A 15,972-nucleotide genomic window follows, 5' to 3' on the forward strand; every position below is an offset into this window, starting at 1 on the left:
GCGGATGTTCGTCCGCGATGAGTGTGGTGCGTCATTGGCCACAAAAAGGTGGTACCGTTCTACTTGTAGAGCCCTTTTCCCAGTATGGGAAGAGGGCTCTTTTAACGTTCAAGAGTAAAAAATATAGAAACTGGAGGAATCAATTATGGAAGAACTTGCAGCAACACCAAAGAAAAATATGGGGCAATTACTCGTCGTCAGTTCTTTAATCTTCGGCATGTTCTTTGGCTCAGGTAACCTGATTTTTCCAGTTCACTTGGGGCAAATGGCCGGGTCAAACTGGTTCATGGCCGCATTTGGGTTCGCAATCTCTGGGTCACTTTTCCCATTGTTGGCTATCCTGGCCGTGGTAGTTACCAAGAGTGATGGCCTCTTAGACCTTGCCCGCCCAGTTGGCCGTCACTACGCCGCCATGTTCTTGATTTTGGTTCACTTGACCATTGGGCCATTCTTCGCAACGCCCCGGACGGCTGCGACAGCTTACCAAATGGCCGTTGAACCCTTTATTCCAAAAAGCTTTTCCACGATTGGGATGCTCCTATTCACTGGATTATTCTTCGCCATTGCGTACCTGGCAGCGATGCATCAGGGGGCCTTACTCAAAATTGTCGGGAAGTACCTGAACGTGGGTTTCTTAGCCTTACTTGCCATTATTTTTCTGATTGCTTTTATCAAGCCGATGGGGAATTTATCCCAAGCACCAACAGCGACCTACCAAGCTAACGCCACGATTGGTGGCATGCTTGAAGGGTACAATACCTTGGACGCTGTGGCACTCTTAGCCTTGAGCGTTACCTTGATTCACGCAATTCGTGGTCTCGGATATCGGGGGCGTGACCTGACGAAATTAACCGCTAAGGCGGGGATCCTCAGTATTTCACTAGAAGTTATCATTTACTTTGGTTTAGTTTTGCTGGGCGCCATGAGCATGAGTGAATTAAAGCTTTCCGCCAACGGTGGGGTGGCGCTTTCCCAGATTGTGGGTCATTACTTTAGCAACGTTGGGACGTTATTGTTAGGTGCTCTGGTAACGTTGGGTGTGTTGACGACCGCGATTGGCCTGATTTCTTCTTTCGCCCAGGATTTCCACAAGTTATTCTCTAAGATTAGTTACCGGACTTGGTTGCGGGTCACCACGATTCTTTCCTTCTGCGTGGCCAATGCCGGGTTGGATACCATTATCAGCTGGTCACTCCCGATTCTCATGCTGATGTACCCGTTGTCCTTAGCTTTGATTCTCTTGTCTCTGACCGTTTCCAAACGGCCGTACGCGGGCATTGTTTACAAGGTAACGATTGGTTTTACGGTTCTACCGGCCATCTTAGATATGTTGGCCAACTCACCAGCTGTTATCACCAGTTTCGGTCCAATTCAGAGCCTGTTGGCGTTTTACCACGGGGTGATTCCGTTCGCTAGCATTGGTCTGGGTTGGCTGGTTCCAACCTTCATTGGTTTCGGCATTGGGCTGCTGTGGGGCCATCTTCGTTGGGCAAGCCAGCGGGGAACAGTTCCCGAAAGCGACCGGCTGTAGTCATGTATCCGAGAAAAGTCACGGCCGATGGTCGGGGCTTTTTCTTCGGTTCCAAACGGGTTATGATTGACTATAAAAGGGGGGACTTCTCGTGGAACAAGAATCGTTGTTTTCAAATAATCGGCAGAATTCGCCATTGGCTAGTCGGGTTCGACCACACACCCTCGCACAATTCGTGGGTCAAACGCACTTGCTGGGAACGGGTAAGATTTTACGAGAATTGATTGAAAATGATCAAGTATCGTCGATGATCTTTTGGGGGCCACCGGGTGTCGGTAAGACCACGTTGGCTGAAATCATTGCCCGCCAAACCCAGGCAAAATTTTTGAGCTTCAGTGCCGTTGATAGCAGTATCAGTAAGATTAAAAAGATTATGCACCAAGCCGAAGACGACCGTGAAATCGGGGAACAGACGATTGTATTTGTTGATGAAATTCACCGATTTAATAAAGCACAACAGGATGCCTTTCTCCCATATGTGGAGCGCGGCAGTATTATTCTAATTGGTGCGACGACGGAAAATCCTTCATTTGAAGTGAATTCGGCGCTACTTTCACGGTGTAAGGTCTTCGTCTTAAAGGGCTTAGAGACCGCGGACATTGAGGCGCTATTAACCAACGCCTTAAAGAATCCCGCGGGATTTGACGTCCAGGTCAAGATTGGTGCTGATGAGTTACACGCCATTGCGGAATTTGCCAATGGCGATGCGCGGACGGCCTTGAACACACTAGAAATGGCCGTACTAAATGGGGACAAGCAGGGTGATCAAGTGACGATCACTATGGATGATTTAAAACAACTGATCAGCCAAAAATTTGTCCTATACGATAAAACAGGTGAAGAGCACTACAATATCATTTCGGCGCTACATAAATCGATGCGAAATTCTGACGTCGATGCGGCTATTTACTGGTTGTCCCGGATGTTAGAGGGCGGCGAGGATCCGTTATACATTGCCCGTCGCTTAGTGCGGTTCGCCAGTGAGGACATCGGCCTGGCGGATACGAATGCGCTGAACATTGCGGTAAACGTCTTTCAGGCTTGTCAGTTCTTAGGAATGCCAGAGTGTGACGTCCATTTGGTCGAGGCCGTGAGTTACCTGTCCTTGGCTCCCAAGTCGAATGCGCTATATAAGGCACGGCTGGCTGCTGAGAAGGATGTGAAAGAGACCCGTGATGAACCGGTTCCACTGCAGATTCGTAACGCGCCAACGAAATTGATGAAGGATCTAGGGTACGGTAAAGATTATGAGTATGCTCACTCCACGAAGGATAAATTGACTGAAATGGAGACGATGCCGCCAGGACTTCGTGGCCACGTGTACTATGAACCCACGGAACAGGGGCGCGAGGGGCGCTTCAAGGAACGATTGGCGTACATTAAGCGGTGGCATCAAGAGCATCGGTCATCAGATTAATGGGTAACCGGCAGGCGACTACTTGCCGGTTTTTTGAATGTAGCGATTGTGTTGTTGGCGCGAAGGTTCACATAAAATAAGGAGGAAAATCAGACTTCCCAACGGAATCAAATTGATCAACCACAAACGACCACTATGGCCGGTATCGTGTAGGCGGCGAACCTGGGCCGTAATGTTACCGGCAATCACAATGGCCAACAAAATCAGCAATGGAGCGGCGGTTAGGAGACTCGTCTCTTCACCCAAGCGGCGAAAACTGCCAAAGCTAATAATGGCTAAGAAGCCTAACACCATTTCTACCAAGCTGATACCAACGGTCGACCACCAGAAGTCAGCACGACCCATATGACCTGTTAAATTGCCTAAGTTCCGGCAAAAAAGGACGCTAGATGTGACTAGGTCTGGGGCGGTCGTTTCGTTATAAGGTCGGTCGGGATGGTCGTCTATTGGCGAATATGAGAACGCATCGATGCCCTGTGCCGTTTGACAGTAATGGCAGAAGTTGGCGCCTAAAGGAATAGGTTTCCCACATTTGATACAGGTACTCTTGTAGTTCTCCATCGATGATTGACCCCCTGTGAGTTTACATTTGATAATGACCGACTAGCTTTTCAGGAATTAAGCTGTTAAGATTCATCATAGCGGTTAGCCGTTGGAATAGCTATGACTTTCTGCCGTCAGGGATAAATCCGCTATAAAATGGTTAATACTGGCCGGATGATATGACAAATATAATAGACCGTAATTGGCAATTAGGGGGTAGCGTAACAGACTGGTACAGTAGGAAAACTAGCGACATTTAAAAGTCTGGTTTTCCAAAGAAAAGGTGTAGAATAGTACCACCAATATCATTTGTTTAATAATTAGAGGAGGTCTCATCGATGACCCAATTATACTTTCTGTGCACGGGTAATTCATGTCGGAGTCAAATGGCAGAGGGGTTTGCCCGTCAGCTCGCACCGAAGACCTGGCAGGTAGCTAGTGCGGGGGTGGAGCAACACGGTCTGAATCCGTTAGCGGTAAAGGTCATGGCCGAGTGTGATATCGATATTTCGCAGCAACAGTCTAAGTTGATTGATCCTGAGTATCTCAACCAGAGCGATATTGTCGTGACACTCTGTGGGGATGCCCGTGACCGTTGCCCAGTTACGCCACCAACCGTCAAAAAGTTACATTGGCCGCTTCCAGATCCGGCGCAGGCAACGGGCAGCACCGAGGAGGTCCTCGACGTATTCCGAGAAGTTCGCGATGAGATTCAGACCAAAGTAGCGCAGTTGATCACCACCCTGCAAACGACTGATTAGAAAATTAATGTACGACCAAAATATGGAGCTGCCCAGCAAATCTGCGGGCGGCTCCTTTCAATCGTTAACTAAGTTGGCCAACAACTTCCGGGGAAACGGAACAAATTTCGGTAAAACGGTTGAATTTTGATTGTACATAAGCGATACTGGGGTTAGTTGGTTCACTGAACCATGATGAAAAATATTGTTACCGCTTGCAACGTCGATTTAATCGCGGAAGTGTGACTGAACGGTTGGTTGGTTTTTCAATAAGACTAACTTGGGGCGGCAATGAGGAACGGTTATCGTTTTTGAGGAGGGAATTTAAATGGTTCGACGTAGTATGAATCGAAATCAGTTGCATGACCAGAACCTGAAGTTTGTCCTGCAACAGATTTTCAACAATCACCCAACCTCGCGGATTGAAATTTCTCACCAGCTTAACCTGAATAAGTCCACGGTCTCATCGTTGTACAATACCCTGATGGCCGAAGGTTACTTAACAGAACTAGGCTTGGGGGAGGCGTCAACCGCTGGTGGGCGGAAACCAACCTTGGTTGAGATCAACAATAGCTACGGCTACACGTTGACGTTTGATCTGGGCTACCGGCACCTGCACGCACTCGCAACTTGGCTCGACGGGAGTGTCTGGAAGTATGACCGGATCGATACCAAGGGCCAGTCAATTCACGAAATGGTCGACCGCATCAATCAATACATCACGGATCTACAACGCGAAGATACTAGCAGTAATGGGTTGCTTGGCATCTGCTTCTCCATCCACGGAATCGTCTTCAACAACCAAGTGAAGACGTCACCATTTATTGATATGGATGGGGTAAACCTGGAACAGGTCTTCTCCACGGCCTACCAGGTGCCCGTGGTTTTGGAAAACGAAGCCAACCTGTCCGCTATTTATGAACGGGACTTTAACGGTGCCCGCCAGCTCAATAGTACGGTGACCGTCAGTATCCATAGAGGGATCGGTGCCGGGATTATCTTGCACCGCGACCTCTTCCGTGGGGAACACGGGGATGCTGGTGAAATCGGTCAGACCATCGCAGATATTCAGATGGATGCCGCGGATTCACCACATCCCGTGCACGCCGAAGATATTGGCTCAGAAGACGCCATTATCCAACGGATTGAGGACTTGAAGGGCGTCGACAATTTGGACCGAGCGGCCATCGTGAAGTTATATCGGGAACGGGATCCGGAAACAATGATGACATTGGCTAACTTTGCTGCCGCCATTGGGGGAATGCTCTACAATTTGATGCGTTCGTTGGATCCTGATGCGTTCTTCCTGAACTCACCGTTGGTTGAGGAGTTGCCAGAGCTATTGACCCAGATTCGCGCCATTTTTGCGAACTTAGCACAGGTAGAAATGAGTATTGAGTTAACAAAGAATGCCCGTTTAGCCACGGTATTAGGTGGTTGCTCACTGATTACCCACCGGGTGTTAGGTCTGGATCACTTTGAATTAAACTTTGAACGGCCAGATGCCGAATAAAATTAGACATGTAAAAAGACGTGCAGAATTGCACGTCTTTTTACATGTCATGAGTTAGTCTTGTTTCCGCCAGATACCCCATCCAATTAGAGAACTAAGCAAGAGAGCGATTCCAATGAGTGGTGAGGAAGCTGGTTCACTGGTTTGTGGTAATGCACTTTTTTGCTGCTTAGTGGCAACATGCCAGGCAACTGAGTCCTGCATTGTAGCGCCGACCTTAGCGTTACCGTTAGCGGAAAGGGTGGTGGTTTGACCAGCCACCGTGGCGGCGCTGCCCCCGCGCTGGTTGTTGATGATACCGGCGGCGTTACCACCGTTCTGGGCGGCTACTTGGGTGGGCGTAGTCGTGGTCGTAGTTAGTTTTTTGGCCGGTTTACTAGGCTTCTTAGGCCGAGTGCTGTTACCAGTGTCCCCAGTATTTCCGGTCTCGTCGGTTTTATTGGCCCGGTAAATATATGTTACCTCAAGATCTGTCGTGCCAAACGTCCCGGTGGCGTTGGTTGGCGTGGCAGTCAACGTGTACCCGGACAAGGTTAGTGGCGCGGTTTGATAGGAGGTGCCGGTATCACCGGTCAGGACTTTGTCCGCGGCGAGTTGCAGGCCTTGCTGGTCGACGTAATGCACGGTCACTGAGGATTGGGTGGTTGGTGTGACAACTGGTGGTGTTGCCTGCTTTTCATAAACGAAGGTGATGTCGATGGGGGTGTCCGCGTAAGTCCCAGTCGTTTCACCAATTGTTTGGACGAGTGTGTAACCGTTGATGACTGTGTCTTCAGCGGGAACCGTGTAGGCGTCACCGATCATCCCAGCGGGGAGGGTCGTATCGTCCTTGATGGCCTTGCCGGAGCTGTCTTGGTAGTGCAGGGTGATGGCCTCGGCCGGTTGCGGGTTGACGTAAGGAATGAAGAGGCGAATCGTGATAAATTTGCCTTCGCCAGAGCCCGAGAAGTCCTCAATCAAGTAGTACTTGACTGGGTTTTGAACAGCCGTGAAACCAGGCCAAACCCCATAATTGGATGGTGAAACTTGGTCAGGTAAGTCGAGAAAGGTCACGCTACCATCGGCGTTGGTGGTGGGGTTGCCGTCCGCGTCAGTTTTAATGTGGCCACCCCGGTAGTACATACGCATGAGTCCACCACCGTTCATGTGATCCTGATAGATGGTTTCCAAAATTTGGTCGTCGTTGTAATCAGATGGAATGTCGATCGATAACTTACCCGAGAAGTTCTTGGGTAGTTTGACGAGTTGCGGAATGGTGATTGTGGGGTTAGCTGGGTCCACGACGTAGTGGGTCGTCAGCGTTGCTTGTTGTTCGGAAAATTCAAGATTGGTGAATTGATTGTAATCTAATGAAGAGAAATCGTAAACGCCATTGCCGTTGAGAATTAGTGTTTTCAGTTGGGTCAGGTTAGCTAACGGGGTAACGTCGCTGACGTGGTTGTTGGAGAGGTCTAAATAAGTTAGCTTAGTTAGCGCACTTAATGGCGAAATGTCTGTGATGTCGCCTCGATCGTAGCCTAACAACATCATATCGTTGGTACTCCAAGATAAATCCAGATACGTTAGATTCGTAGCGAATTCCAATCCCTGCAGAGAGTAGGGATGAATCCCGTCGTTGGAGGTGGTGGTAGCGATGTTCATGTGGCCAACTTCGAGCTTGGTCAATTTTAACAGGTCGTCTTTGGTCAAGGCAGCCGCGTTTTTGCCGAGCGCAGCAGCCACGAGACTTTGCAGCTTTTTATTGGGCATCCACTGGTCAATCGTTTCTGCGGTAGCTGGGGCAGCCTTTGGCACGGCGACCTTAGGGGCGGAATAGGCTGGCAACTGGGCCAAACGACTGGTTGGCCGACTAGTCTGAAGATTTTTCGCCAGTGGCGGCGTTGTTGTGTTGTCCGGGTTGGGTGCTTGTTCAGGTGTCTTAGGAGTATGTACCGCTGTTTCAGAGGATTTGGCTACTGGCGTCGGGGTCGCTGCTGACGTTGATGCGGGTTGGATTGTTGGTGTTTCCTTTAGTTTTGACTCCTGCTGGTCGGTCGTCGGCTCAGTTGATTGGCTGGCGGTGGTTGACTGGTCGTTATCAGCGGTGGTGTCCGCACTGGCTTGTGTTCCACCAAAGGTGACTGCCATTCCAGCGGTGACAATACTGGCGAAAACCCAGGCACGACCGCTCTTATACATTTTGTAGTGTCGTGATTGGTTGCTACCCTTAAACATTTTAAACTCCCCCTCAGGATAAATGACTTCCAAAGACAGTGCTGCCATTGATCAGGAGCAAAAATGATTGCTAGCAGTGGCAGACTTCCAACTGGTGCTAGTGTTAAATTTTGTGAATCGTGGCGAAGGACTTTACTTGAATGGCTTGTCCCGTCCTGCCACCGCGTTCCAGTCCAAATTTGGCGAACGGTAAGGCGACAATTTCCCACGATGTCTGACTAAACTCTAATACTCAATTCTTGTTGTACCAGGTATAGTGGGTGTTTCAGTACTTTCAACCTTTAGTAACTGAAAAATGCTTACCAAGTTCGCTGGGGAAGTTAGCAAGCATCGCAATTCGTTAGTCATGCTCTCTAACGCGGCGCAGTTGACGGCCTACCAGCCCCGTTCCGATAAGGCAGAGGCCGATACCTAACCAGGGCGAAACAATCTGGTCATTGGTTTGTGGTAACAGCGCTTTTTGCTGGTGAGCGGCGTTCCAAGTAACTGAATCCTTCACGGCGGCCCTGACCTTGACGTTGGGGTCGACCTTGCGCGTAACCTGCGCAGAGGCTGAGGCTTTGGTCGTTGTTGCTGTAGTGATTCCCCCAATAGTGCACAGTAATCCAATCACGACTAGTAGGGTGAGCAGATGGCGCCCCCATTGATGATTTATATGTAAATCCATCAGATATCCCTCCCAGATAAATGAGTTGTGACCTTACCCATTAATTGCCTTCATTATAAGAAGAATAATTCTTAAATTCACCAATTTAGATGTGACGATTTTCACAGACACTGGGTTTTCCCGTCACAGACTGGTTTCAGTTTATTAAGTTTCTCGCCCAACTAAGCTGGTTGGGGGAGGAAATAGGTGCCACCAAAGACTGGGGATAAATTCTTTTGGAACGTGGATAGTTGGTAGCACAAGGATTACGCGCAACCGCTATCATTTTTCTGGAAAAAGTTTTCGAAAACGCTTGCATTTAGATTGTTCCCTGTTATACTAGGATTTGTAAGTTGGTTGTCGCAACGAACTAACTAGGAGGGTTTTACTAATTATGGATACTAAAACAAGTTATTGGAAAGGCATCGACAAGATTCAATACGTCGGGCACTCAGATAAAAAGTCAGGCTTAGGGTTCCAGTACTACAACCCAGAAGAAGTTATTGGCGGTAAGAAAATGAAGGATTGGTTACGGTTCGCCGTAGCTTACTGGCACACATTCGATCAACGTTTGGTTGACCCATTCGGTGATGGAACTGCCCAACGTCCTTACGACAAGTACACAGATCCAATGGATTTGGCTTTAGCCAAGGTTGATGCTGCATTTGAATTTTACGACAAATTAGGTGTAGATTACCTTTGCTTCCACGATCGTGACTTAGCTCCAGAAGGCGACACTTTACGTGAAACCAACGCTAACTTGGACAAAGTCGTTGACAAGATCGTCGAATACCAAAAGACGAGTGGCATGAAGGTTCTGTGGAACACGTCAAACATGTTCACGAACCCTCGCTTCGTTGAAGGGGCTGCTACTTCTCCATACGCTGACATCTTTGCTTACTGTGCCGCTCAATTGAAGCATAGTTTGGAAATTGGTAAGCGCGTTGGCTCCGAAAACTATGTCTTCTGGGGTGGCCGTGAAGGTTACGAATCACTCTGGAACACGAACATGAAGGAAGAACAAGAACATGCTGCTAAGTTCTTCCACATGGCTAAGGACTACGCTAACGAAATTGGCTTCGATGCACAAATGTTGCTCGAACCAAAGCCTAAGGAACCAACGACTCACCAATACGACTTCGATGCCGCAACCACCATTGCCTTCATGAAGGAATATGGCTTGGACAAAGACTTCAAGTTGAACTTGGAAGGTAACCACGCTAACTTAGCTGGTCACACTTACCAACACGAAATCCGGACTGCCCGTGAAGCAGGTCTGTTAGGTTCATTGGATGCCAACCAAGGCGACAAGCTGATTGGCTGGGATATTGATGAATACCCATCTAACCTGTACGAAACGACTGCTGCAATGTACGAAGTTGTTGAAAACGGCAGCATCGGCCCTCGCGGTGGTTTGAACTTCGATGCTAAGCCTCGTCGTTCATCATTTGCCCCAGAAGACCTCTTCTACGGCCACATCGTAGGTATGGACAGCTTTGCTGCCGGCTTACGGGTTGCTGTTGCTATGAAGGAAGACGGCTTCTTAGACAACTTGAAGAAGGACCGTTACAGTTCATACGAATCCGGTATCGGTGCTGATATCGAAAGCGGCAAGGCAGACTTCAAGTCCCTTGAAAAGTACGCTATCGACAAGCCACAATCAGAATTGATTGCTGCTACGCACTCTGACCACTTGGAAGAAGTCAAGGATACGATCAACCATTACATCATTGACACTCTGAGCAAGTAATCTCGGACTTTGCGAAAATAAATATCATATAGAATGGCGGACGGACGGTGTGTTCGTCCGCCATTTTTATGCTTGTGGCTTGCTGTTAGTTGTGCCGCCTGCGTCCGCCAGCTACTGCGCAGTGGGGGCAACCTTTTCAGCCAAAGTGCGGTCTGAAAAGGCACGAGAGAACCCCGCCTAACCCGCGTGTTTCCCTCGTGGCCCGTGGTCTAAGCTAGCTAAGAACGCTAGCTAACACCACCGTCACTGCGCAGTAACTGGCGGCCACCGGCTCTGGATAGCTAGGGTGGTCACGCAAAACAATATCTGGCACATGACTGTGATATTCTTGGTAGGCTTTCTAAGTGATAGAGGTCTGTAAAGTGTTAGATTTACTCACGTAATTTATCTGAAATAATAACTGTTTTAACATAATTAGGATAACCAAACGAATAGATGGCTAGGCCCATTCACCAGCGTATTAGCAACGGCATGTTGCCAGTAGTTAGCTGGAGGTGGGGACGGGTCACGCAGTGTCGATGTTCTTAGTGGCGGTTTTTGCCGCTTAGAACATGGGCCGTACTTGGTGACCCACGGTTCTGGTGGGGCACCAAGTCGCCCCGGAAGACCGTTTTGTGGCTTCCGGGGTTGCCCCACAGCGTGACCCGTCCCCACCGGAAGCGGCCTCAACCACTAAAATATTTAGGAGGAATGACCGATGGGGAAGTATGTACTCGGTGTTGACCTAGGGACCAGTGCCGTTAAGGTGTCGGCCTTAGACCACAGTGGGCAAATTGTCGCCCAAGAAAGTTTTGACTATGATTTGATTCAAAAGAAGCCTGGCTATAACGAACAGAACCCAGAGGACTGGGTTTCTGGAACAACGGTGGCGATTGTGCGGTTGATTTTAAACGATCACTTAGATGCCGCTGACATTGAAGGCCTGAGTTACTCTGGACAAATGCACGGGATGGTTCTGCTTGACGAAAATAAGAAAGTTTTACGTCCCGCTATTTTGTGGAACGATACGCGGACCACGCCACAACGTGAAGAAATTGAAGCCAAGATGGGCGACGAATTTGTCGACATCACTGGGAACCAACCCCTCGAAGGCTTTACGCTGACGAAATTACTTTGGGTCAAAGAAAATGAACCTGACATTTGGGCTAAGGCTAAGTACTTTGTCCTGCCTAAAGACTACGTGCGTTACCGCATGACGGGTAACCTGGCCATGGACTATTCAGATGCGACTGGGACCGTTCTCCTCGACGTTGCGAAGGGTGAATGGAGCCAGAAAATTTGTGATACCTTTGATATCCCAATGAGCATGTGCCCACCTTTGATCAAGTCCGTTGATTTTGCTGGGACGGTTACACCGGCCTACGCCGAATTCTCTGGCTTGACCACGGCCACTAAGGTCTATGGTGGTGCCGCTGATAACGCTGCTGGTGCCGTTGGTGCCGGGATCCTGCATCCCAACATGGTTCTGTCCAGTATTGGGACGTCTGGGGTTGTTCTGAAGTATGAAGACACGGCTGACGTGAACTATCACGGTGTCGTGCAGTTTGAAGACCACGCCATTCCCGACAAGTACTACTCTATGGGGGTCACTCTGGCAGCCGGTTATTCTTTGAGCTGGTTCAAGAAGACTTTCGCTCCAGAAGCCGATTTCACGGACTTTGTGGCCAGTGCGGCTAAAAGTACCGTTGGGGCCAATGGGCTGCTCTACACGCCCTATATCGTCGGTGAACGGGCACCATACGCCGACGCTGATATCCGGGGGAGCTTTACCGGGGTCGATGGCACTCACAAACGCTACGACTTCGTGCGGGCCGTGCTAGAAGGTATCGTCTTCTCCTTCCGGGATCTCTTTGACATCTACGAAGAAAATGGCGGCGACTTTGATACGGTCGTTTCCATTGGTGGTGGGGCCAAGAGTCCGCTCTGGTTGCAAATTCAAGCCGATATCTTTAACCGTAAAGTTGTCAGCCTGACGAACGAACAGGGGCCAGGAATGGGGGCTGCCATGATTGCGGCCACCGGTCTCGGCTGGTTCGACTCCCTGCAGGATTGTGCGGAAACCTTCGTCCACTTTGGCAAGGCTTACGAACCAAACCCTGAGAACGCCAAAAAGTACGCTAAGATGCACAAAATCTACAAGCAGGTCTACCAACAGACCAAGTCGATCAGTGCGCAATTACTGGACTACCGGCGCGAAGAACTTAACTAGCACGTTGCGTTTCATCAATGAAATGCAAGTAATCTGATAGAAAAACCCGGCGAAATGCCGAGTTTTTTTTATTTTCTCAAGAAAACGCTTCCAAAACGATTTGAACCATGTTATTATATGCACATGGTTGGTTGAACCAATCAACCAACAACTGTTAAAAACACCAACTTACACTTACATTTTCAGCTATACTTCGTCACATACACTGCCACTTTAGAATTTTACGGCGAAAGCCGCATAAGGAGCGATATCTATGCGAAAAGTTTCGACCGGATTTGTTTATTTCTTCGGGGCTTTGGGTGGATTACTATTCGGTTACGATACCGGGGTAATTTCTGGAGCCATTTTATTTATTCAAAAGCAGATGCACCTGGGTTCCTGGCAACAAGGCTGGGTCGTTAGTGCCGTTCTGTTGGGGGCCATTTTAGGGGCTGCCATCATCGGACCATCCTCTGACCGTTATGGCCGGCGGAAGTTACTGCTATTATCAGCAATTATTTTCTTCGTGGGGGCCTTGGGCTCCGCATTCTCACCAGAGTTTTGGACATTAATTGTTTCACGGGTCGTCCTTGGGATGGCCGTTGGGGCTGCCTCAGCCCTGATTCCAACTTACTTAGCTGAACTATCACCCGCTGACAAACGGGGGACGATGTCCAGTCTGTTCCAACTGATGGTTATGACCGGGATTCTGTTAGCCTACATCACCAACTACGGATTTGCTGGCTTCTACACCGGCTGGCGTTGGATGTTAGGGTTTGCCGCAATTCCTGCCGCAATCCTGTTCTTAGGTGGCTTGATCTTACCTGAAAGTCCTCGTTTCTTGGTTAAAACGGGTCACAGTGACCACGCACGCCAAATTTTGGACACCATGAACAAGCACAACACGCCCGTTGTTGACAAAGAATTAGCACAAATTGAAGAACAAGCTAAGATGAAGAACGGTGGCTGGAAAGAACTCTTTGGCCTGATGGTTCGTCCTTCATTGACGATTGGTATCGGTTTGGCGATCTTCCAACAAGTCATGGGTTGTAACACCGTTCTGTACTACGCACCAACCATCTTTACTGACGTTGGTTTCGGGGTCAACGCAGCCCTGTTAGCCCACATCGGTATCGGGATCTTTAACGTGATCGTTACTGCGATTGCCGTAATGATCATGGATAAGATCGACCGTAAGAAGATGTTGAACATTGGTGCCGTTGGGATGGGGATTTCCCTGTTCGTTATGAGTCTCGGGATGAAGTTCTCCGGTGGTTCTCAAACCGCAGCCATCATCTCCGTTATCGCCTTGACCATCTACATTGCTTTCTTCTCCGCAACCTGGGGTCCCGTAATGTGGGTTATGATTGGTGAAGTCTTCCCATTGAACATCCGTGGGTTAGGGAACTCTTTTGCTAGTGTGATCAACTGGACCGCTAACATGATCGTTTCCTTAACTTTCCCATCTCTGTTAGACTTCTTCGGTACTGGTAGTCTGTTTATCGGTTACGGGGTTCTCTGCTTTGCTTCTATCTGGTTCGTTCAAAAGAAGGTCTTCGAAACTCGGAACCGTTCTTTGGAAGATATCGAAGCAACGCTGCGTGCTAAGGCTGACGAAAAAGAAGCTAGCCTGAACGCTGCCAAATAAGTTAAGTATTCCCTTTGATTGCGAGAGGGCCATTCCTGCGAGGATGGCTTTCTCGTTTTTTTTTGTAAAAAATTTTAAAGTGACTTGGATTTATCAGTGGTGGTGAGAAACATAGAGTTTATAAGGAAAGTCACGAGATTGTGCTGTGAAACCGTTTACCCTGATTGCGAAAACCTTTACGAAATTCCGTAGGAAACGCTTTCAAAAATTTGATGAAAGTGCTATCATAGCTTCTAGTTGGTTGTGGCAATCAACCAACGCTAAATGTGCCAACTTACATATTGCAAAAAAATTATGCGGCGACGAACCGTCAAAGGAAGTAAGAACATGCGAAAAGTTTCAACTGGCTTTGTTTACTTCTTCGGCGCCCTTGGGGGTCTCCTCTTTGGGTATGATACCGGGGTAATTTCAGGAGCAATTCTGTTTATCCAGAAACAAATGAATTTAGGGTCTTGGCAACAAGGCTGGGTCGTTAGTGCCGTCTTATTAGGTGCCATCTTAGGTGCCGCCATCATTGGACCATCCTCTGACCGTTTTGGTCGGCGGAAGTTATTGCTGCTTTCAGCTATTATTTTCTTGGTCGGTGCTTTAGGATCTGCCTTCTCACCAGAGTTCTGGACACTGATTGTTTCCCGGATCATCTTAGGGATGGCCGTTGGGGCTGCTTCAGCTTTGATTCCAACGTACCTGGCTGAATTGGCACCTGCTGATAAGCGGGGGACCGTTTCTAGTCTGTTCCAACTGATGGTTATGACTGGGATCCTGTTGGCTTACATCACCAACTACAGTTTCTCTGGTATGTACACCGGCTGGCGTTGGATGTTAGGGTTCGCTGCTATTCCAGCTGCTCTGTTGTTCATTGGTGGGTTGGTCCTGCCAGAAAGCCCTCGGTTCTTGGTTAAGTCAGGTCACATGGCCGAAGCACGTGAGGTGCTGGATACCATGAACAAGCATGACCAAGCCGCAGTTGACAAGGAAGTTGCCCAAATCGAAGAATCAGCCAAGATCGTTAGTGGTGGCTGGAAGGAACTCTTCAGTAAGATGGTTCGTCCTTCATTGACCATTGGTTTTGGGTTAGCAATTTTCCAACAAGTCATGGGATGTAACACCGTGCTGTACTACGCACCAACCATCTTTACGGATGTTGGTTTCGGGGTTTCCGCCGCACTGTTAGCCCACATTGGTATCGGGATCTTTAACGTGATCGTTACTGCCGTTGCCGTAACCATTATGGATAAGGTTGACCGTAAGAAGATGCTGATCATTGGGGCTGTTGGGATGGCCATCTCACTGTTCGTGATGAGCCTTGGGATGAAGTTCTCCGGTGGTTCTCAAACTGCTGCGATTATTTCCGTTATCGCCTTGACCATCTACATTGCCTTCTTCTCCGCAACTTGGGGCCCTGTAATGTGGGTTATGATTGGTGAAGTCTTCCCATTGAACATTCGTGGGTTAGGGAACTCATTTGCTAGTGTGATCAACTGGACTGCTAACATGATTGTTTCCTTAACTTTCCCATCTCTGTTGGACTTCTTCGGTACTGGGAGTTTGTTCATCGGTTATGGTGTTCTCTGCTTGGTTTCCATCTGGTTCGTCCAAAAGAAAGTCTTCGAAACACGGAACCGTTCCTTGGAAGATATCGAAGCCACCTTACGTGCTAAGGCTGGCGAAGATGCTTCTAGCTTGAGCGCCGCACAAAAGTAAATGAACGTGGTGCCTGAGAAATTGCCAATAACGCTATGAGTGGTCAATTTCCCGGCGCACAATTTAAAATTAAGTGAA

General features: G+C 48.7%; 11 protein-coding genes. 8 read left to right on the forward strand and 3 right to left on the reverse strand.

The window, feature by feature from the left end:
- Positions 1-145 precede the first annotated feature (145 nt).
- Both brnQ and EKM87_RS06160 read left to right on the forward strand, forming a co-directional pair.
- Positions 146-1,531, forward strand: a complete 1,386-nt coding sequence (brnQ, locus tag EKM87_RS06155) for a branched-chain amino acid transport system II carrier protein (RefSeq protein ID WP_125682925.1) — start codon at positions 146-148, stop codon at positions 1,529-1,531.
- A gap of 91 nt (positions 1,532-1,622) precedes the next feature.
- On the forward strand, positions 1,623-2,948 hold the full coding sequence (locus tag EKM87_RS06160) for a replication-associated recombination protein A (protein ID WP_125682927.1): 1,326 nt from the start codon (positions 1,623-1,625) through the stop codon (positions 2,946-2,948).
- Between the two features lie 18 nt (positions 2,949-2,966).
- Here EKM87_RS06160 and EKM87_RS06165 read toward each other — a convergent pair whose 3' ends face one another.
- On the reverse strand, positions 2,967-3,509 hold the full coding sequence (locus EKM87_RS06165) for a zinc-ribbon domain-containing protein (RefSeq protein WP_125682929.1): 543 nt from the start codon (positions 3,507-3,509) through the stop codon (positions 2,967-2,969).
- A 320-nt stretch (positions 3,510-3,829) separates the two neighbouring features.
- On the opposite strand from EKM87_RS06165, the gene arsC reads away from it, so the two are divergent.
- Complete coding sequence (arsC, locus tag EKM87_RS06170) at positions 3,830-4,252, forward strand: arsenate reductase (thioredoxin) (protein ID WP_125682931.1); 423 nt, start codon at positions 3,830-3,832, stop codon at positions 4,250-4,252.
- Between the two features lie 307 nt (positions 4,253-4,559).
- The gene (locus tag EKM87_RS06175) at positions 4,560-5,744 is read left to right on the forward strand and encodes an ROK family protein (protein WP_125682933.1); all 1,185 of its coding nucleotides are present in this window, start codon (positions 4,560-4,562) and stop codon (positions 5,742-5,744) included.
- A 54-nt stretch (positions 5,745-5,798) separates the two neighbouring features.
- Here EKM87_RS06175 and EKM87_RS06180 read toward each other — a convergent pair whose 3' ends face one another.
- Positions 5,799-7,958 (reverse strand): MucBP domain-containing protein, encoded by a 2,160-nt coding sequence (locus EKM87_RS06180; protein ID WP_164506446.1) that lies wholly within the window; start codon positions 7,956-7,958, stop codon positions 5,799-5,801.
- A gap of 340 nt (positions 7,959-8,298) precedes the next feature.
- Positions 8,299-8,625, reverse strand: a complete 327-nt coding sequence (locus EKM87_RS06185) for a hypothetical protein (RefSeq protein ID WP_125682937.1) — start codon at positions 8,623-8,625, stop codon at positions 8,299-8,301.
- A gap of 373 nt (positions 8,626-8,998) precedes the next feature.
- On the opposite strand from EKM87_RS06185, the gene xylA reads away from it, so the two are divergent.
- From xylA to EKM87_RS06205, 4 genes are all read left to right on the forward strand, one after another.
- Positions 8,999-10,354 (forward strand): xylose isomerase, encoded by a 1,356-nt coding sequence (gene xylA, locus EKM87_RS06190; RefSeq protein ID WP_125682939.1) that lies wholly within the window; start codon positions 8,999-9,001, stop codon positions 10,352-10,354.
- Between the two features lie 697 nt (positions 10,355-11,051).
- A complete protein-coding gene (gene xylB, locus EKM87_RS06195; protein ID WP_125682941.1) occupies positions 11,052-12,563 on the forward strand; it encodes a xylulokinase in 1,512 nt (503 codons plus the stop codon).
- A gap of 253 nt (positions 12,564-12,816) precedes the next feature.
- Positions 12,817-14,190 carry a sugar porter family MFS transporter gene (locus EKM87_RS06200; protein WP_125682943.1) on the forward strand — a complete coding sequence of 458 codons (1,374 nt, stop codon included), beginning with the start codon at positions 12,817-12,819 and terminating at the stop codon, positions 14,188-14,190.
- A 327-nt stretch (positions 14,191-14,517) separates the two neighbouring features.
- Positions 14,518-15,894 (forward strand): sugar porter family MFS transporter, encoded by a 1,377-nt coding sequence (locus EKM87_RS06205; protein WP_125682945.1) that lies wholly within the window; start codon positions 14,518-14,520, stop codon positions 15,892-15,894.
- Positions 15,895-15,972 lie beyond the last annotated feature (78 nt).

Source organism: Levilactobacillus yonginensis (assembly GCF_003946265.1).
GTDB classification, from domain to species: Bacteria; Bacillota; Bacilli; order Lactobacillales; family Lactobacillaceae; genus Levilactobacillus; species Levilactobacillus yonginensis.